At 68.2% G+C, this 16392-nt stretch carries 19 protein-coding genes; 12 read left to right on the plus strand and 7 right to left on the minus strand.

Features of this window, described 5'->3' with window-relative positions; translation table 11 throughout:
• Positions 1 to 30: 30 nt before the first annotated feature.
• Both NOV86_RS03130 and NOV86_RS03135 read left to right on the plus strand, forming a co-directional pair.
• Complete coding sequence (locus NOV86_RS03130) at positions 31 to 693, plus strand: 2,5-diamino-6-(ribosylamino)-4(3H)-pyrimidinone 5'-phosphate reductase (protein ID WP_267639771.1); 663 nt, start codon at positions 31 to 33, stop codon at positions 691 to 693.
• A gap of 88 nt (positions 694 to 781) precedes the next feature.
• Positions 782 to 970: a hypothetical protein gene (locus tag NOV86_RS03135; protein WP_267639772.1), complete on the plus strand. Its 189-nt coding sequence runs from the start codon at positions 782 to 784 to the stop codon at positions 968 to 970.
• Between the two features lie 14 nt (positions 971 to 984).
• Here the strand turns inward: NOV86_RS03135 and NOV86_RS03140 are convergent, their stop codons facing one another.
• The 5 genes from NOV86_RS03140 to NOV86_RS03160 form a co-directional block, all read right to left on the minus strand.
• On the minus strand, positions 985 to 1878 hold the full coding sequence (locus tag NOV86_RS03140) for a nucleotidyltransferase domain-containing protein (RefSeq protein ID WP_267639773.1): 894 nt from the start codon (positions 1876 to 1878) through the stop codon (positions 985 to 987).
• A gap of 67 nt (positions 1879 to 1945) precedes the next feature.
• Positions 1946 to 2233, minus strand: a complete 288-nt coding sequence (locus tag NOV86_RS03145) for a DUF7545 family protein (RefSeq protein ID WP_267639774.1) — start codon at positions 2231 to 2233, stop codon at positions 1946 to 1948.
• A 100-nt stretch (positions 2234 to 2333) separates the two neighbouring features.
• Complete coding sequence (locus NOV86_RS03150; RefSeq protein WP_267639775.1) at positions 2334 to 3863, minus strand: PAS domain-containing sensor histidine kinase; 1530 nt, start codon at positions 3861 to 3863, stop codon at positions 2334 to 2336.
• 99 nt (positions 3864 to 3962) lie between these two features.
• On the minus strand, positions 3963 to 5288 hold the full coding sequence (locus NOV86_RS03155; protein ID WP_267639776.1) for an FAD-dependent oxidoreductase: 1326 nt from the start codon (positions 5286 to 5288) through the stop codon (positions 3963 to 3965).
• The gene (locus NOV86_RS03160; protein ID WP_267639777.1) at positions 5233 to 6723 is read right to left on the minus strand and encodes a TIGR00341 family protein; all 1491 of its coding nucleotides are present in this window, start codon (positions 6721 to 6723) and stop codon (positions 5233 to 5235) included. Before NOV86_RS03160 ends, NOV86_RS03155 begins: the two co-directional genes overlap by 56 nt.
• A 122-nt stretch (positions 6724 to 6845) precedes the next feature.
• Between NOV86_RS03160 and NOV86_RS03165 the strand changes: the two genes are divergently transcribed.
• The 6 genes from NOV86_RS03165 to NOV86_RS03190 all read left to right on the plus strand — a co-directional run bounded on the left by NOV86_RS03165 (position 6846) and on the right by NOV86_RS03190 (position 11574).
• The gene (locus NOV86_RS03165; RefSeq protein WP_267641700.1) at positions 6846 to 7130 is read left to right on the plus strand and encodes a DUF357 domain-containing protein; all 285 of its coding nucleotides are present in this window, start codon (positions 6846 to 6848) and stop codon (positions 7128 to 7130) included.
• 97 nt (positions 7131 to 7227) lie between these two features.
• Positions 7228 to 7503, plus strand: coding sequence for a winged helix-turn-helix domain-containing protein (locus NOV86_RS03170; protein WP_267639778.1), 276 nt, complete (start codon positions 7228 to 7230; stop codon positions 7501 to 7503).
• A gap of 55 nt (positions 7504 to 7558) precedes the next feature.
• Positions 7559 to 7870: a DUF8036 family membrane protein gene (locus NOV86_RS03175; protein ID WP_267639779.1), complete on the plus strand. Its 312-nt coding sequence runs from the start codon at positions 7559 to 7561 to the stop codon at positions 7868 to 7870.
• A gap of 206 nt (positions 7871 to 8076) precedes the next feature.
• Positions 8077 to 10113 (plus strand): DUF7282 domain-containing protein, encoded by a 2037-nt coding sequence (locus tag NOV86_RS03180; RefSeq protein ID WP_267639780.1) that lies wholly within the window; start codon positions 8077 to 8079, stop codon positions 10111 to 10113.
• A 228-nt stretch (positions 10114 to 10341) separates the two neighbouring features.
• Positions 10342 to 11307: a transcription initiation factor IIB gene (locus NOV86_RS03185; RefSeq protein WP_267639781.1), complete on the plus strand. Its 966-nt coding sequence runs from the start codon at positions 10342 to 10344 to the stop codon at positions 11305 to 11307.
• Between the two features lie 87 nt (positions 11308 to 11394).
• The gene (locus NOV86_RS03190) at positions 11395 to 11574 is read left to right on the plus strand and encodes a DUF7836 family putative zinc-binding protein (RefSeq protein WP_267639782.1); all 180 of its coding nucleotides are present in this window, start codon (positions 11395 to 11397) and stop codon (positions 11572 to 11574) included.
• A gap of 6 nt (positions 11575 to 11580) precedes the next feature.
• Here NOV86_RS03190 and NOV86_RS03195 read toward each other — a convergent pair whose 3' ends face one another.
• Entirely contained in the window at positions 11581 to 11988 is a 408-nt protein-coding gene (locus NOV86_RS03195) for a translation initiation factor IF-2 subunit beta (RefSeq protein ID WP_267639783.1), read from the minus strand.
• A 201-nt stretch (positions 11989 to 12189) separates the two neighbouring features.
• Here NOV86_RS03195 and NOV86_RS03200 point away from each other — a divergent pair, with 201 nt between their 5' ends.
• Positions 12190 to 12429 carry a UPF0058 family protein gene (locus tag NOV86_RS03200; RefSeq protein WP_267639784.1) on the plus strand — a complete coding sequence of 80 codons (240 nt, stop codon included), beginning with the start codon at positions 12190 to 12192 and terminating at the stop codon, positions 12427 to 12429.
• 66 nt (positions 12430 to 12495) lie between these two features.
• Here NOV86_RS03200 and NOV86_RS03205 read toward each other — a convergent pair whose 3' ends face one another.
• A complete protein-coding gene (locus NOV86_RS03205; protein ID WP_267639785.1) occupies positions 12496 to 12978 on the minus strand; it encodes a DUF555 domain-containing protein in 483 nt (160 codons plus the stop codon).
• Positions 12979 to 13085: 107 nt separating this feature from the next.
• On the opposite strand from NOV86_RS03205, the gene NOV86_RS03210 reads away from it, so the two are divergent.
• The 3 genes from NOV86_RS03210 to NOV86_RS03220 all read left to right on the plus strand — a co-directional run bounded on the left by NOV86_RS03210 (position 13086) and on the right by NOV86_RS03220 (position 16324).
• On the plus strand, positions 13086 to 14024 hold the full coding sequence (locus NOV86_RS03210) for a DNA-3-methyladenine glycosylase family protein (RefSeq protein WP_267639786.1): 939 nt from the start codon (positions 13086 to 13088) through the stop codon (positions 14022 to 14024).
• 62 nt (positions 14025 to 14086) lie between these two features.
• Positions 14087 to 15067, plus strand: a complete 981-nt coding sequence (locus NOV86_RS03215; RefSeq protein WP_267639787.1) for an NAD-dependent epimerase/dehydratase family protein — start codon at positions 14087 to 14089, stop codon at positions 15065 to 15067.
• 243 nt (positions 15068 to 15310) lie between these two features.
• The gene (locus NOV86_RS03220) at positions 15311 to 16324 is read left to right on the plus strand and encodes an NAD-dependent epimerase/dehydratase family protein (protein WP_267639788.1); all 1014 of its coding nucleotides are present in this window, start codon (positions 15311 to 15313) and stop codon (positions 16322 to 16324) included.
• Positions 16325 to 16392 lie beyond the last annotated feature (68 nt).

Consider the following 16392-nt stretch of genomic DNA (forward strand, 5'->3'; position numbering starts at 1 on the left):
AGTTTCCCCTCCTGCCACCCAACCCGAACCATGCACGTCCACGTCAACGCCGCGATGAGCGCCGATGGCAAGCTCGCCTCGCGCACGCGAGCGCAGTTGCGCATCAGTGGCCCGCAGGACTTCGAGCGCGTCGACCACGTCCGGGCGCAGAACGACGGCGTGATGGTCGGGGTCGGGACGGTGCTGGCCGACGACCCGTCGCTGACGCTGGACGACGAGGAGCGCATCGGGAAGCGCGAGTCGACGGGCCAGCGCCCGCACCCGGCCCGGGTCGTCGCGGACTCGAAGGCGCGCACACCCACCGACGCCCGAATCCTCGACGACACCGCGACGACCTACGTCTGCGTGAGCGAGGCGGCGCCCGACGACAGAATCGCAGCCCTGGAGGACGCCGGTGCAGAGGTCGTCGTCGCGGGCGAAGAGCGCGTCGACCTCGCGGGTGCGCTCGCCGAACTCGAATCCCGCGGCATCGAGCGCCTGATGGTCGAGGGCGGCGGCGAACTCATCTACTCGCTGTTCGCGGCCGGTCTCGTGGACCAGCTGACGGTGTACGTCGGCGCGATGGTCGTCGGCGGGCGCGACGCGCCCACACTGGCCGACGGCGAGGGGTTCACCGCGGACTTCCCCGAACTGGAGCTGACCGGCGTCGAGCGCGTGGACGACGGCGTGCTGCTGCGCTGGCGGGTCGCCTGAGCCGGGTCCCGATGGTGTCGGCGTGTCAGGAACTGGCGAGGAACCGCCGAACCAGTTAAGGCAACTGTGGTCCTAGATATCGTCTGTCATGGGAGACACGAAGCGCGGACGCGAACGCAAGCACCTCGGCAAGGAATCCCAGATCATCGAAGAGGACCTGGAGTACGCGAAGAAGGTCCAGATGGGCGAGGTCAGTGAGGAACCGCCGCGCACCGAAGAAGAGGAGGAGGTCATCGACATCGAGGTCGACCTCGAGCTCGAAGCGGACGACGACTGACCTCCGGCAGGCGGCTACAACTCGAACGTTTCTTCGACGAACCGGTTCACCCGAGCAGTGGCGATGCCGCGAACCGCGTGCTCGGCCGGCGGAATCTCCTCGGGGAGGGCGACCTCGTCGGGCGTGAACACCTGCCCGACGACCACATCGCCCTCACCGGCACGCTTGCGCGCGACGAGGTCACGGGCTCGCGCCAGCACGGACGGGTCCTCGCGGCCATCCGCCTCGCACTCGTCGAGGAACGACGGGAAGTCGAGGGCGGGGAACGCGTGCGTGTCCCGGACGTACCGCGCGTAGAGGACCGCCCGGATGACGTACAGGGTTCGCTTGACCGTCTGGTCGCAGGTCCCCTCGGCGTAGCGGTCGTCGGCTTTCGGGACCTTCGACGGCCCGTCCCCGACCGGCTCGCCGACCCAGTGGGTGTCGGTCTCGTCGGTGACGACCAGCGCGGGCTCGCCGTCTCGCAGCACCCGGCGCTCGATGTACTTGCGGTACTGGTGCTCGGCGAGCGACCGGTAGTGGTGGTACAGCCGGATGGGCCGGAAGTCGCCGGCCACGTCGGCCTCGAGACGCGCCAGGGCGTCGCACTCGCGGTAGCGCAGGGGCGAGTGCAGGAACTCGAGGGTCGAGGGGTTCGAGTCCGCGAGCAACTCGCCGAAGCGCCTGACGTTCCAGCCCGTCAGCTCGAGGTCGGGCCCGTGTTCCGTCTCGACGCTCGGGACGTACTCGCCGAGGGTCGCGTACCGGACGGGCGACTGCCGGAACAGGACCGCCACGTCGTAGTCGCTGTCCTCGCTGGCGAGCCCCCACGCCCGGCTCCCCACGTCGCGGGCCGCGAGGACGGTGCAGTCGTGGGTCGCTTCCAGCTCGTCGATGGCGGCCGCGAGACTGGGCGGGGCGGTGGTCATACTGAGAAGCTATCGGACCCGGTACTTGGGTCTGTGTGGGCCGTGGTCGCAGGCGCCGTTCGCCGGGTCAGTGCTGGTGGCCGGTCGCCTCGCCGAAGGTGACGCCGAAGCGCTCCTCGAAGAGGTCCATCGCGGCCTGCTCGACGGCGTCGAGTTCGGGGTCGTCGCCCTCGCCGTGGTGGACGATGTGGTGGGCACGGGAGGCGAAGGAGAGCATCGCGATGTCGCCGACGACCTCGGCGGGGCTCTGGTCGCCCTCCGCGAGGAGGTCGAGGAGGTCCGCGGGGAGTGTGACCTCGTCGCTGTCGTCGTCGGACTCGATGGTGAACGTGATCGTCTCGATGTCGTCTGCCATACTGCAGGAGTCGGCCTTGGCACGTAAAGCCTCTATGGGTTCCGTGCCCGGTGCATGCACGGGCGGCCGGCACAGCGCCGGCCGCAAGGCGCGCCCGTCGCTACTCGTTCAGTGGCGCGGACCGCTGCTGGACCGGGATGGCCCCGTGGAACTCGAAGCGCGCCCCGCCATCGGCGGACTCGGTGAGGTCGACCGCCCAGCCGTGGGCGTCGGCGACCCGCTGGACGATGGCCAGCCCGAAGCCGGTCCCGTCGGCGTCGGTGGTGAACCCGCGCTCGAAGACGGTCTCGCGCTTCTCGGGTGGGATGCCCGGGCCGTCGTCGGCGACGAAGAAGCAGTCGTCGGTCACCCCCACCGTGATGTGGACGTCGTCGGGGCCGTGGTCGAGGGCGTTCCGGAACAGGTTCTCGAAGAGCGTCTGGAAGCGCTCCGGGTCGGCCTCGACCGTGGTGTCCGCCGTGACCTCGAGGGTGGCGTCGGGAGCCGGAATCGAACTCCACGCCAGCGTGGCGACGGTCGCCAGTGAGACGGGTTCGACCGCCCCGATGTCCTGGCCCTCCCGCGAGAGCGTCAGCAGTTCGTCGATGAGGCGGTCCATGCGCCGGGCCGCCCGCTCGACGTCGTCGAGGTACGAGACCTCCGCCGTCTCCCGGGCGAGTTCCGTGTTCGCGATGATGACCGAGAGCGGACTGCGCAGGTCGTGGCTGACGATGCTGGTGAACTCGTCGAGGCGCTCGTTGCGCTCTCTGAGTTCGCGCCGCTGGGACGCCTGTTCGAGGGCGGCCCCCGCGTTCCGGCCGAGGATGGTGAGCAACTCGACGGACGGGTCCCCGAACTGCCCGGAGTGTGGGACCCCCGCCACGAGCAGGCCGCGGTCGCCGAGTGGGACCAGCAACACGACCGACAGCGGGAGTTCGGGATGCGCCCGGTTCGCGGTCGACCCGAAGTCCTCGACGAGGACGCGTTCGCGTCGCTCGAAGACCGACATCTCGAACGTCCCCTGCTTGATGTCCGGGAGCGTGAGCGACTCGTGGCCGGTGAGGACGCGGAGCCCGTCGGTGCCGGCGAGTGGTTCGAGCGGGCCGGTGTCGCCATCGCGCGTCCAGACGCCGACGAACGACTGGTCGAAGACGTTCTGTGCGACGTTCACCGTCGTCTTCGCGATGACCTTGGGGTCCTCCGCCTCGAACAGGTCGCGACTCGCCTCGCTCAGGGCGGCGAGCTGTGTCTCGTGGTCCAGCGGCCCCCGCCCCGACCTGACGACGAGGATGGTCTCGCCGGTCGACGCCCGGACGATGGTCACGCGGCGGCTCTCGGGGTAGTCCTCGGCGGCGCGCCCCGAAGCCGCCGTGTCTTCACCGCCGTCGCTCGCCGGCGTCTCGACGCGGATGCGGCCGAACCAGCGACCGGTCCGGCCGACCGCCTCCAGTCCCTCCTCGACGACGCCGTGCTCGACCGGTGGCAGACACTCCCGCCAGTGCGCACCGAGCAGGTCCGCCGGGTCGTCGTACCCGTACATCGCCCCGTAGGTCCCGTTCGCGAAGACGTACCGCCCGTCCGGGTCGAGCGCGGCCACCCCTACCGCGCACTCGTCGACCGGCGGCACCGTCTCTGTGTCCGCAGCCCCCATGGTACAGAGTGATACACCACAGGAACCCGTAAAAAACAGTAGGTAGAGTATTCAGGTCGGTGAGTTCTCACCGCGCTGAGTTGTCGCCCCAGCGGGTACTCAGTCGTCGGCCTCGGCCGTGGACTCGGCGCCCGCGGCCTTCGTCGCCACGTGGCTCTCGAGGTACTCGTCGGCGTCGAGTGCGGCCTTACAGCCCATCCCGGCCGCGGTGACCGCCTGCTGGTAGTGGTAGTCGACGACGTCGCCCGCGCCGAAGATGCCCTCGACGTGGGTCTCGGTCTGGCCGCCGCCGAAGCCGCCCTTCGTCTTCAGGTAGCCCTCGTCGTCCATCTCGACGCCGGTGCCCTCGAGGTAGCCCGTGTTCGGCGTGTGGCCGATGGCGTAGAACACCGCGCCGACGTCCATGTCGTACTCCTTCGTCTCTGGGTCGTCGAGCTTGGCCGTCGGGTGGCCCTCGGGGTGCTCGACCAGCGTGACGTGGTCCATCCCCTCCTCCTGGGAGCCGTGGAGTTCGGTGACCTCCGTGTTCCAGAGGACCTCGATCTCGCCGGCGTCGGCCTTGTCCATGACGCGGTCGATCCAGACGTCCTCGGCGCGGAACTCGTCGCGGCGGTGGGCGATGTACACCTTGTTCGCGAACTTCGTGAGGAAGGAGGCCTCCTCCATGGCGGCGTCGCCCCCGCCGACGACGAGCATGTCCTCGCCGCGGAAGAACGCGCCGTCACAGGTCGCACACGTGGAGAGCCCGTAGCCCATCAGCTCGTCCTGTCCGGGGATGTCGAGCGTTCGGGCGGACGCGCCGGAGGCCGCGATGACGCTGTCGGCCGTGTAGACCGTCCCGTCCTTGAGTTCGACGCGGAACGGGCGCGAGGAGTCGTCGACGTCCGTGATGATGCCGTTCTTCGTCTCGGCGCCGAACTTCTTGGCCTGCTCTTTCATGTTGTTGATGAGCTCGGGCCCGGAGATGCCCTCGGGGAAGCCGGGGTAGTTCTCCACGTCGGTCGTCAGGGTGAGCTGGCCACCCGGCTCGTCGCCCTCGATGACGAGGGGCTCGTTGTTCGAGCGCGCCGCGTAGATGGCCGCCGTCAGGCCGGCGATGCCGGTCCCGGCGACGATCATCTTCCGGTGCTCGGCGACGTCGCCGCCGCCGTCGGCTGCGACCAGTCCGAGCTTCTCGTCGAGCTCGCCGGTCTCGTTCAGGGCGCAGGTGTCGTCCCAGCCGCCGATGAGTTCGTCGTCGATGAACACCTCGGGCGCGGTCTTGCGGCCGTTCGCGCGCTCGACCATCTCCTCGAACAGCTCGTCGTCGCCGGTCACGTTGTACGTGACGTACTCGACACCCTTCTCGTCGAAGAGCGCCTTCGCTTTGTCACAGTACGGGCAGTTCTCCTTGGTGTAGATCTCCACGTGCGGCGAGTCTGTCATGCCTGTTCCTACCGCCTGTACTGCTTTTATAGTTGCGTTGTGCTGCACGACTTGCGCCATCCTGTCTTGCACTAGCATGGCACGACTGTCCGGGTGGACAGGCCGCGCCCGTCACGCCGGCACTCGTCGTCCCGTTCCGTCGCTCGGACGACTGGACCTCGTTGAACTCGACGTCGACCGACACGTTCGTCCGCGTCTGCTGTTCGATGGCCCGTTCGAACGTCGAGGCGAGTCGGGGGAACTCCTGGTCGACGGGCCGGTTGACGACCACGGTGACCGACCGCGCCGGGTCGGTCCCGGCGACGTCCAGCCCCGTCATCTCCGTCTCGACGGCGACCAGTTCGAGGGCGGCGTACTCCTCCTTCTCGAGTACGTCGGTGACGGCCTCGTTGGTCTGCGTGTCGAAGGACGCCTTGCCGGCGAGGACGGTACCCGCGGCGGTCACGATGAGCAGGAGCACGACGAGCGTGACGAACGTCGGCCAGTGCTTGCGGGGCGCCCGCAGGCTGGACAGCCCCTCCCAGTCGTCGGGGCGGTAGCCGAGGTACCACAGCACCGCGAAGCCCGAGAGGTTCACCGCGACCGCGTTCGCCACGAGGAGGACGAACGCGCCGATGGCGACCATCGGTTCGCCCCACGCGATGCCGATGCCGACCGCGGCCGCGGCCGGGATGAGCGCCGCGGCGATCATGACGCCGACGAGCGAGACGGGGAGCGCGGTCGCGAGCCCGAACGCGCCGGCCGCCCCCGAACAGACCGCGACCGCGAGCGACAGCAGGCCCGGCGAGACGCGCTTGGCCACCTGCCCGACGCCGGCGACGTGCAGACTCACGGGCAGTAGCTGGCCGAACCGGATACCGACCCCGAGCAGGGTCGCGCCCACGACGGCCATCGCGTAGCCCGCGAGCTGGGTCCGCACGCCGAGTTTCACCATCCGGCGGTCGCCGAGGGCCATGCCGACGCTCGTGATGAGCGCCCGCCCGACCTGTGGCGCGATGACCATCGCCCCGACCACGATGGCCGGCGAGTCCAGCAACAGGCCGATGGCGGCGACGACCGCGCTCAGGCCGGTCATCGAGTAGTAGGTGAGCGCGTTCCGGTGCATGCCCAGCGCCTTCCCGCGTATCTCCTCGCTGGCGACCGTGTCGTCCTCCTCGACGCCCGCGACGAACCGGTCCTCAAGCTCGTCGTAGTGGTTCGTCTTGGCCGTCTCGGCCGTCGAGATGACGGTGTAGCGTTCGTCGTCCAGCCCCGCCTCGCGCAACTGGTCGAGGACGTAGTCGACGGCCTGGATGGGGATGGGGAACTCGATGACGACCGCGTCGTCGTCCTGGCGGGCCTCCGACGTGATGACGTGGTCGATGTTCTCGTCTTCGAGCACGTCGAGGAGGTCGTCCACCTGCGATTCGTCGACCAGCACGCGTACGAGACGCATTTCCTCTGGGTTGCGCCGGCCCCCGGATAACGATGCAGCCAAGTCCTCTCGCGGGTGACCGGTGGGGTTCGCCACAGGTCGACGACGAAGGGCTTACCCCCGGCGCTCGCATCGACTCGGGCATGGCCGCGGACCTGCACGAGAAGACGAACCGGTACCACGACCTGCTCGCCGAGGCCCTCGACGCCGCCGAGGTCGCGCCCCAGACGGACACGCCGATGGGCGAGGCCGCCCTGGAGTGCCTGGAGATGGCCGAGTCCTACCTCGACGACGGCGAGCACTTCCGCGAGCAGGACGACTGGGTGAACGCGCTGGCCGCGTTCTCCTACGGGCACGCGTGGCTCGACGCCGGCGCGCGCATCGGGCTGTTCGAGGTGCCGCGGGAGGGCCACCTGTTCACGGTGTAGCTCGCTCGCACTCGCGCCCGAGACCGCCGGGACCGCGGCGGATCTCGCCGCCCGTTGGCGATGGAATTACATGAGGGGCCCGTGTCGGGGGTAGACGATGGAGGCGGTCCTGTGGTACGTGTTGACCGGGACGCGCGGTGGCGAGAACCGCGTCCGCATCCTGCGGGCGCTGGACGAGCGCCCACGGAACGCCAACCAGCTCGCCGAGGACCTCGACCTGGACTACAAGACGGTGCGACACCACCTCGACGTCCTCGCGGAGAACGACATCGTGAAAGACAGTGGCGACGACTACGGGGCCATCTACCTGCCGACCGACCAGGCCCGCCACCACTGGGACACCGTCGAAGACATCATGGACAAGGTGGACTGAGTATGGCCGAAATTGGGAAAGAGTATAACCACGGTTGCAGCAAACGGAGGAATAGATGAGCATCTGGGTCGACCTGGCGAAGGCCGCGACGGTGGCCAACGTCGTGTTGCTGCTCTCCCTCGGGTACGTCTGGGGTCGGAACTTCGTGAAGTTCCGCTCGAAGCACACGATGGGCCTGCTGGTCTTCTCCGCGCTGTTGCTCATGGAGAACCTGCTGATCCTCTACTACTACCTCATCGACCCGGACCTCTCGGCGTGGTGGCACAACGAGAGCCTGGTGCCGACCGTCGTCTGGCAGTGGCAGATGGCCATCCACGCGCTCCAGACCATCGGCCTCGGGTTCCTCGCCTGGGTCACCTGGGACTGACGCGGTCGACACGTCCTGCCGCCCCGGCCTGCACCGTTCTCCGCGACCCGCCTTTTTATACACCTCCGCGTTTCCTCCCCGATTCTAGTCATAGTGTCGCCGAACCCAGAAACCGCAACACTGCGACGAGACTGTGGTCAGAATTGGGTGAGCGTTGGGTCGCAGTTCGGCAAATCGGTTTTAATACCCTGTCCGACGTCCTGTGTATGCGGCAACGCATCACCACGCTGGTGGTCGTCGCGATGCTCGTCAGCACGGGGCTGGCGGGCACGGCGGCCGCCGGTCAGGGCACGACCGCGGCAGACGCAGCGGTACAGTTCAGCGGACAGACCTCCGGCGGCTCGACCGTCGTGGTCGACGAGGTGACCCTCCCCGAGGGTGGCTTCGTCACCATCCACGACGCGACGCTGGGTGACGGGAAGACGCTCGAGAGCGTGCGGGGGACCTCCCAGTACCTCGAACCGGGCACGCACGAGGACGTCACCGTCCACCTCGACGACACGCTCTCGTCGGACGCCACGCTGTTCGCGATGGCGCACCAGGACACGAACGACGACCGGACCTACTCCTTCGTCGCGTCGAGTGGCTCGGTCGACGGGCCGTACACGGCCGGCGGTGACATCGTGATGCAGTCCGCCGACGTGGCGGTCTCCGCGACCGTCTCGATGGCCGACGGCCCGGTCGCGAACGACACCGTCGTCGTCGACCGCGTCGAGTTGAGCGAGGGCGGCTTCGTGACGGTCCACGACGCGACCGTGACCGAGGGCGCCGTCTTCGAGAGCATCCGCGGGACCTCCCAGTACCTGAGCGCAGGCGTGCACGAGAACGTGCGCATCACGCTGGAGCAGCCCCTGACGGAGAACACGACGCTGGTCCCGATGGCGCACAGGGACACCGACGGTGACCAGACGTACACCTTCGACACGTCCGAGGGTGAGGCCGACGGGCCCTACACCGCCGACGGGAGCGCGGTCGTCGACACGGCCGCGGTGACGCTCGCCGACGAGGCGACCGCGACGTTCGACGCGCAGGCCGCCGGCGGCCACCGCGTCGTCGTCGACTCGGTCTTCCTGCCCGAGGGCGGCTTCGTGACGATGCACGACGCGAGCCTGCAGGACGGCGCGGTCTTCGACAGCGTCCGTGGCACCTCGCAGTACCTCGCCCCGGGCTACCACGAGGACGTCGCGGTCGTCCTCGACGAGCCGATGACCGAGGACGGCTCCCTCATCGCGATGCCGCACATGGACACCGACGGTGACCAGGCCTACGACTTCGTCGAGAGCGAAGGCGGCGACGACGGCCCCTACACCGCCGACGGTGGCGCCGTGGTCGACGCGGGCAACGTCACCATCTCCGCGAGCGTCTCGATGGCCGACCAGCCCTCCGACGGGCACACGGTCGTCGTGCAGGACGTCGACCTCTCCGAGGGCGGTTTCGTGACGGTCCACGACAGCTCGCTGTTCGCGGGGGCGACCTTCGACAGCGTGGTCGGCACCTCCGCGTACCTCGAGGCCGGCCACCACGAGAACGTGACCGTCACGCTCGACAGCCCGATCCGGTCCACGCAGACGCTGGTCCCGATGGCGCACCAGGACACGAACGACGACCAGACGTACTCCTTCGTCGAGGACGAGGGCGGCGCTGATGGGCCCTACACCGCAGACGGCGGTGCCGTGGTCGACACGGCCCGCGCCTCGGTCCAGGCGACCGTGACGTTCCAGGCACAGGAGACGATGGGTGAGACGGTCGTGGTCGACTCGGTGACGCTCCACGACGGCGGCTTCGTCACCATCCACGACGCGAGCCTGCAGGACGGCGCGGTCTTCGACAGCGTCCGCGGCACCTCCGCGTACCTCGCACCGGGCACGCACGAGAACGTGACGGTCACGCTCGACCAGCCGGTCGAGGAGGACTCCACGCTCATCGCGATGCCCCACCGCGACACGAACGACGACCAGACGTACGCCTTCGTCGAGAGCGAGGGCGGTGCTGACGGCCCCTACGTCGCGAACGGTGCGGTCGTCTCCGGCGCGTCCGTGACCTACACGGGCGAGTCGATGACGGAGACGACGATGACGACGACCATGGACGAGGGAACCACCATGGGCGAGGGGACCACGATGATGGACGACGGCACGGGTGACGACGCCGACAGCGGCGGCTCGCCCGGCTTCGGCATCGTCGCGGTCGCGCTCGCACTGGTTGGCACGCTGGCATTCGGTATCCGGCGCGCCGGTCGCTGACATCCCTCAGCGGCCGCCAGCGTTATATTCTTTGGAGTGTCGAAAGTGATATCAACCTTTTTTCGATTACCGATGGCCTGATAAGCTTTGAACTCATGAGTATTTAAACCCACCAATAACTTTAAGTAGTTTGCGGTCTTACTTAGAGTGAGGACGGGTCCCCGTCTGGGCGTGAATTTTTCCACCCATACCGGCACCTGCCCGCGGCCATCACGAGGGAGATACATCATGAGCGACACCACCACCCGAACGACCACCACTGGCGAGGCAGAGAAACAGGTCCAGCGCGAGCAGACCGACTGCCCCGAGTGCGGCGGCGACCTGATCACCGACAGCGACCACGGCGAGGTCGTCTGTGGCGAGTGCGGGCTCGTCGTCGAGGAGGTCAACATCGACCACGGCCCCGAGTGGCGCGCGTTCGACTCCAAGGAGAAGGACGAGAAATCGCGCGTCGGCGCCCCGACGACGAAGATGATGCACGACGACGGCCTGTCGACCAACATCGGCTGGCAGGACAAGGACGCCTACGGGCGTGCCCTGAGCGCCCGCCAGCGCCAGAAGATGCAGCGCCTCCGCACCTGGAACGAGCGCTTCCGCACCCGCGACTCGAAAGAGCGCAACCTGAAGCAGGCGCTCGGCGAGATCGACCGCATGGCGAGTTCGCTGGGCCTCCCGGCCAACGTCCGCGAGACCGCGTCGGTCATCTACCGCCGCGCGCTCAACGAGGACCTCCTGCCCGGCCGCTCCATCGAGGGTGTGGCGACCGCGGCCCTGTACGCCTCCGCGCGACAGGCCGGGACGCCCCGCAGCCTCGACGAGATGGCCATGGTCAGCCGCGTCGACAAGATGGAGCTGACCCGGACGTACCGCTACATCGTCCGCGAGCTCAAACTCGAGATCAAGCCGGCGGACCCCGAGAACTACGTCCCCCGGTTCGCCAGCGAACTCGGCCTCTCCGACGAGGCAGAGCGCCGCGCGCGCCAGCTCCTCGAGAACGCCCGCGAGGCGGGCATCCACTCCGGGAAGTCCCCCGTCGGCCTCGCGGCCGCCGCGGTGTACGCCGCCGCCCTGCTGACCAACGAGAAGGTCACGCAGAACCAGGTCTCGGACGTGGCGAACATCTCCGAGGTCACCATCCGCAACCGGTACAAGGAGCTGCTCGACGCCTCCGACACCTCGCTGACGTCCCTCTAGGCGCCCCCTCGCCGACGATGGCTGGCTGACGGACGGTACCGCTTACCGCGACAAAGTTTTTCACACCCACCTGTGTTAGGTACGGCCATGGTGGAAACCTACGTCCGCCTCATGTGTCCGGAATGCCGGAAAGACTGGGAGTCGAACCCCGGCTCCTTGCCCGGACCGCGGAAGAATTTCAGTTGTCCGAACTGCCACGCGACGCGTCGCACCGCGGAGTTCATGCGGACAGAACACGACCTCGACGCGCTCCGGCAGCTCCAGTAGCGGTTTCTAGCCCTGACTGACCGACGACAGCGCGCCACAGGCGTCGCACTTCAGGACGGTGGTGCCCTGTCGCTCCTGGAGATGGGTGTCGGGCGACCCGCACTCGCTACAGGTGACGTATCCCTCGACGTACGCGTCCAGCGCGTCCGCGACGCGGGACTGTCGGAACGACCCGGTGAGGCGTGCGCGCCCGCTCTCGTCGATGTGGCCGCTCGTCCCCAGCTCGTTCTGGAGGAACTTCATGACGTGGTTCGCGTCGCGGTTGAGCACGTCGACGGTGCCGTCGAAGTTCTCGTAGACGGTCATCTTCCCCTCCTGGCGGACCTCGGGGTCCGGGACGCTGAAGCGGTCACCTGACGCCTCGACGTCGGCGGACTCCTCGATCGCTCGGTCCAGGTGGTCTTCGTAATCCATGGGGGAACGTTCGGGCCGAGCGGATGAAATATCTTGATACTCCACCGAACTGGGTTCTTCTATCGCAAATATTGCTTAATTCAACCCCGAAAACGTATTTTCGGTGTGCTCTACCCATTCAGACCGCCAATCTACTGACGCCGTGTGTTAACGCGACTCAGGATAATAATATAACCCTTGAACCGGTAGACCAGTTTGGTTATGAAGAAGCAGGAGCTCATTCACCTTCACGGCCTGCTGGCAGAGGTAAGCAATCACTACGACACACGGACAGAGGACGACCTTAGTCTCGACGAGTACGAGTCTCTTGGTATTCGCCCAACGTCCATCCACAAATCGAAAACCGACCACAAGGCAGCAGTCTTTGCACTGGCGACCGGAATCACTTCGGACATGCACGAGGAGCAGACCGAAGAGACCGTCGCCATCTCCGCAGACTGACGACGGCGCGCAGTCCTACGCTGTAACTTACCCCGAAAAGAATCCTCCCTACCGACCGGTCTCGCGTTACTCTATCAGGTCCTCGAACTCCGGGAGGACGTCCTCTTCCTCGTCGTCCGCCTCGCCCTCGTCGCCGACAGCCTCGCCGCCGTCAGGTGAACTGACCTCCGGTTCGACCTCGGCCTCGTCGTCGGTCTCCTCGTCGAGTTCCTCCTCCTCGATGACCTCGACCTCGAGGACCTCGAGCGGGATGTTGGTCAGGCGCTGGCCGATCTCCTTGCGCGCGATGCGCGAGGCGTGCTCCTCGCGCTCGACGTTGAAGACCGTCATCTCCAGTTCCAGGGCGACGAGTGCTTCGTCGGCTGCGATGAAGGCGGGCGGGAGTTCTTCGCCACCGGGGGAGGTCCGCGACCCCATGTTGATCTCGACGTAGTTGAGGTCGGGATTCAGCATCTCGCCCGTCTTCGAGATGGCGATGCGGATCGCCTCGTCCTCTGTCTCGACGTCGTAAACCGGCACTGCAGCCTCGACGACCACTCTGCAGTTCATAGTCGTTTTTTCATTCCCGGGCAAGTAGTATCAAGGTTGGCCCTGACACGGTACCCCGCCCGCTGCGACCCGAAAGCCAGAAACGTCCCCACGCCAACGCCCGGGTGATGGAAACCGGGACGATACCGCTGTCGTCGCTCTCCGGCGGGTTCGACGCACACGTCACCCTCGAGAGCGGCCAGTCCTACCTCTGGCGACGCGAGGACGGCCGGATGTACGAGGGCGACGACGACGGCTCGCCGTGGTACTACACCGTCCTCGACCTCGACGAGAAGGACCGCGACGCGACGCCCGTCCCAGACGACGCCGGCGACGACCCGACCGTCGTCCGGGTGCGGGTGACCGACGAGGCCGTCGAGTGGGAGTCCTCGGTCGACGCCCACGACCTCGTCACCCACCTCCTGCGGCTCGACGACGACCTCGACCGCATCATCGCCGACGCGCCGGACCGCGACCTCGTCCACGAGGCGTACGAGGCCCACCGGGGGCTGCGACTGGTGCGTGACCCGCCATTCGGTTGCCTGATATCGTTCATCTGCTCGGCGCAGATGCGCGTCGAGCGCATCCACGAGATGGTCTCCTCGCTGGCGCGCGCCTACGGCGACGAGGTCGAGTTCGACGGGCGGACCTACCACGCCTTCCCGCGGCCCGAGCAACTCGCCGCCACGACCGAGCAGGACCTGCGCGACCTCGGACTGGGCTACCGCGCGCCCTACGTCCAGCGCACCGCCGAGATGGTCGCGTCGGGCGAGGCCCACCCCGCGGACTTCTTCGACATGGCCTACGAGGACGCCCGCGACGCGATGACGACGTTCGTCGGTGTCGGCGACAAGGTGGCCGACTGCATCCTCCTGTTCTCGCTGGGCTACCTCGAGGCCATCCCGCTCGACACCTGGATGCAGACGGTCGTGGCCGACTACTACCCCGAGTGCGACCGCGGCAACTACGCCGAGACCTCGCGCGCGCTCCGGGAGACCTTCGGCGGGCAGTACGCCGGCTACGTCCAGACGTACGTCTTCCACCTGCTCCGGACTCGCGGGGAGTGAGCCGGCGAGGATGAGCCGGTGGCGAGTGAAAGCTTGATGTAGCAGGCAACGGAGCACCGCGTATGCACTACTTTTGCACCGGCGCGACGGGCTTCGTCGGCGGGAGACTCGCCCGCCGGCTCGTCGACGACGGCCACGAGGTGACGGCCCTCGTCCGCTCGCCCGGCGAGGCGGCCGACCTGGAGGAGTACGGGGTCGAACTCGTCGCCGGGGACGTCACCGAGCAGGCGAGCATGCGCGAGGCCATGGCCGGCACCGACGGCGTGTTCCACCTCGCCGCGCTGTACCGACTCGGCGTCGACGACCCGGGCCTGCTCGAGCAGGTCAACGTCGAGGGCACCCGCAAGGTCCTCGAACTCGTCGACAAACTCGACATCCCGAAGGCCGTCTACACCAGCACGCTGGCCGTCAACTCGGACACGCACGGGGCGCGCGTCGACGAGGACTACCGCTTCGAGGGCGACCACCTCTCGGTGTACGACGAGACGAAGTGGCGCGCCCACCACGAGGTCGCCGCACCGATGGCCGCGGGAGGGGTCCCCATCGTCACGGTCATGCCGGGCGTGGTCTACGGGCCGGGCGACACCAGCCAGCTGCGCGACCTCTGGGTCGACTGGCTGCAGGGCGACCTGCCCGTCATTCCCCGCGAGACCGCCTACTGCTGGGCACACGTCGACGACGTCGTGGACGCCCACGTCGCCGCCATGGAGCAGGGCGACCCGGGCGAGGACTACATCGTCGCGGGCGAACCGTACACGCTGGTCGAGGCGTTCGCCATCGCCAGCGACATCGTGGGCCGGGACCCGCCCCGGGCCGTCTCGCCGACGTGGTTCCGGGCGCTGTCGGTGCTCGCGGGCGCCGCGGAACACGTCGTCTCGCTGCCCGACGCGTACAGTTCGGAGGCCCTGCGCGTGCTCGCCGGGACGACCTACCTCGGGGACAACGCGAAGGCCAGGCGCGAACTCGGCATCGAGCACCGGCCCTTCGACGAGGGCCTGCGCGAGGTACTCGAACACGAGCAGGCCCTGCTCGGGCAGTCCTGAGTCGCGCGCCAGAAACAGTTCGGCGCGTGCAACAGTGATTCGACCCGTCACCGCGAGACCACCCTGAGCGACCGGTAACGACGCGTTATGCGGGCTTAGGGGCGGTGAAATGCCACCGCCGGCGGCGTGTGTCACCGGCGCCGCGTCGGCGGTCGGGACGGGTGCGTCGCCGCCACCGTTCCAGCGCGGGAGCGACCGGGAGGACCAGCGGGGTTGATGGCCGACCTTGCTCTGCAATGGTGTATGCGGTACCTCGTCACGGGTGAAACCGGGTTCGTCACGCACCGACTGGTCGACAGACTCCTCGTCGGGGGGCACGAGGTGACAGTGCTGGTGCAGAACCCCGAGGAGGCCATCGACCTGGCGGAGTCCGGCTGCATGGTCTGTGGCGGGCACGTCGCTGCCAAGGAGCGCATCCGCCACGCCTTCGAGGACGTGGACAGGGTGTTCCACCTCGGCGGGCGGTCCCTCGCCGACCACCGTGACCCGGCAGCCATCGCACGCGTCAACGTCAGGGGAACCCGGAACGTCCTCGAACTCGCCCGCGAGCACGACGTGGAGAAGGTGGTCTACCGGGGGAGCCTCGCCGCGAACTCGGACACCGGCGGCATGCTCGTCGGCGAGGACTACCGGTTCGAGGGACCACATCGCTCCGTCTACGACGAGACGATGTGGCGGGCACGCCACGAGGTCGCGGAACCCATGGCCGCCGAGGGGGTGCCGGTCGTGACGGTCCTGCCCGGCGCCATCTACGGCCCCGATGGCAGGCTCTCGCTGCGCGACCGGACGGTCGACTGGCTCGACGGGACCCTGCCGGTGGTCCCCCGCAAGACGGCCTTCTGCTGGGCGCACGTCGACGACGCCGTCGAGGGCTACGTCGCCGCCATGGACCGCGGCGTGCCGGGCGAGACGTACATCACCGCGGGCGAGCCCCACACCCTCGCCGAGGCCGTCCAGCGCGCCAGCGAGGTCCTCGGTCGTGACCCGCCGCGGACCGTGCCGGCGGCGTGGTTCATGGGGGTGTCGCGACTGGCCGAACTCGCGGAGCGAGTCGTCTCGCTGCCCGACGAGTACAGTTCGGAGGCCCTGCGCGTGCTCGCCGGGGCGACCTACCTCGGGGACAACGCGAAGGCCAGGCGCGAACTCGGCATCGAGCACCGCCCCCTCGCGGAGGGCCTGCAGCAGGTGCTGGCGCCCGAGCAGTTGACGCCCGGCCCGGCCTCAGACGGGCCCAGGTCGGCCACGTACCAGGGCTGACCACGCTGGCGGGAGCGGCTGGAGAGACCTCTCGCGGTCGCCCGCCGTCTGCCGCACCCGCCGAAGCA

The organism is Haloarchaeobius amylolyticus, from assembly GCF_026616195.1.
In the GTDB taxonomy this organism is placed as follows: Archaea; Halobacteriota; Halobacteria; order Halobacteriales; family Natrialbaceae; genus Haloarchaeobius; species Haloarchaeobius amylolyticus.

Coding starts and splice junctions, on each gene's coding strand:
- NOV86_RS03210 (WP_267639786.1), top strand. CDS start 13,086: ATGGAAACCGGGACGATACCGCTGTCGTCGCTCTCCGGCGGGTTCGAC.
- NOV86_RS03150 (WP_267639775.1), bottom strand. CDS start 3,863: ATGGGGGCTGCGGACACAGAGACGGTGCCGCCGGTCGACGAGTGCGCG.
- NOV86_RS03140 (WP_267639773.1), bottom strand. CDS start 1,878: ATGACCACCGCCCCGCCCAGTCTCGCGGCCGCCATCGACGAGCTGGAA.
- NOV86_RS03215 (WP_267639787.1), top strand. CDS start 14,087: ATGCACTACTTTTGCACCGGCGCGACGGGCTTCGTCGGCGGGAGACTC.
- NOV86_RS03135 (WP_267639772.1), top strand. CDS start 782: ATGGGAGACACGAAGCGCGGACGCGAACGCAAGCACCTCGGCAAGGAA.
- NOV86_RS03190 (WP_267639782.1), top strand. CDS start 11,395: ATGGTGGAAACCTACGTCCGCCTCATGTGTCCGGAATGCCGGAAAGAC.
- NOV86_RS03160 (WP_267639777.1), bottom strand. CDS start 6,723: ATGCGTCTCGTACGCGTGCTGGTCGACGAATCGCAGGTGGACGACCTC.
- NOV86_RS03180 (WP_267639780.1), top strand. CDS start 8,077: ATGCGGCAACGCATCACCACGCTGGTGGTCGTCGCGATGCTCGTCAGC.
- NOV86_RS03195 (WP_267639783.1), bottom strand. CDS start 11,988: ATGGATTACGAAGACCACCTGGACCGAGCGATCGAGGAGTCCGCCGAC.
- NOV86_RS03155 (WP_267639776.1), bottom strand. CDS start 5,288: ATGACAGACTCGCCGCACGTGGAGATCTACACCAAGGAGAACTGCCCG.
- NOV86_RS03175 (WP_267639779.1), top strand. CDS start 7,559: ATGAGCATCTGGGTCGACCTGGCGAAGGCCGCGACGGTGGCCAACGTC.
- NOV86_RS03165 (WP_267641700.1), top strand. CDS start 6,846: ATGGCCGCGGACCTGCACGAGAAGACGAACCGGTACCACGACCTGCTC.
- NOV86_RS03170 (WP_267639778.1), top strand. CDS start 7,228: ATGGAGGCGGTCCTGTGGTACGTGTTGACCGGGACGCGCGGTGGCGAG.
- NOV86_RS03185 (WP_267639781.1), top strand. CDS start 10,342: ATGAGCGACACCACCACCCGAACGACCACCACTGGCGAGGCAGAGAAA.
- NOV86_RS03130 (WP_267639771.1), top strand. CDS start 31: ATGCACGTCCACGTCAACGCCGCGATGAGCGCCGATGGCAAGCTCGCC.
- NOV86_RS03220 (WP_267639788.1), top strand. CDS start 15,311: ATGCGGTACCTCGTCACGGGTGAAACCGGGTTCGTCACGCACCGACTG.
- NOV86_RS03205 (WP_267639785.1), bottom strand. CDS start 12,978: ATGAACTGCAGAGTGGTCGTCGAGGCTGCAGTGCCGGTTTACGACGTC.
- NOV86_RS03200 (WP_267639784.1), top strand. CDS start 12,190: ATGAAGAAGCAGGAGCTCATTCACCTTCACGGCCTGCTGGCAGAGGTA.
- NOV86_RS03145 (WP_267639774.1), bottom strand. CDS start 2,233: ATGGCAGACGACATCGAGACGATCACGTTCACCATCGAGTCCGACGAC.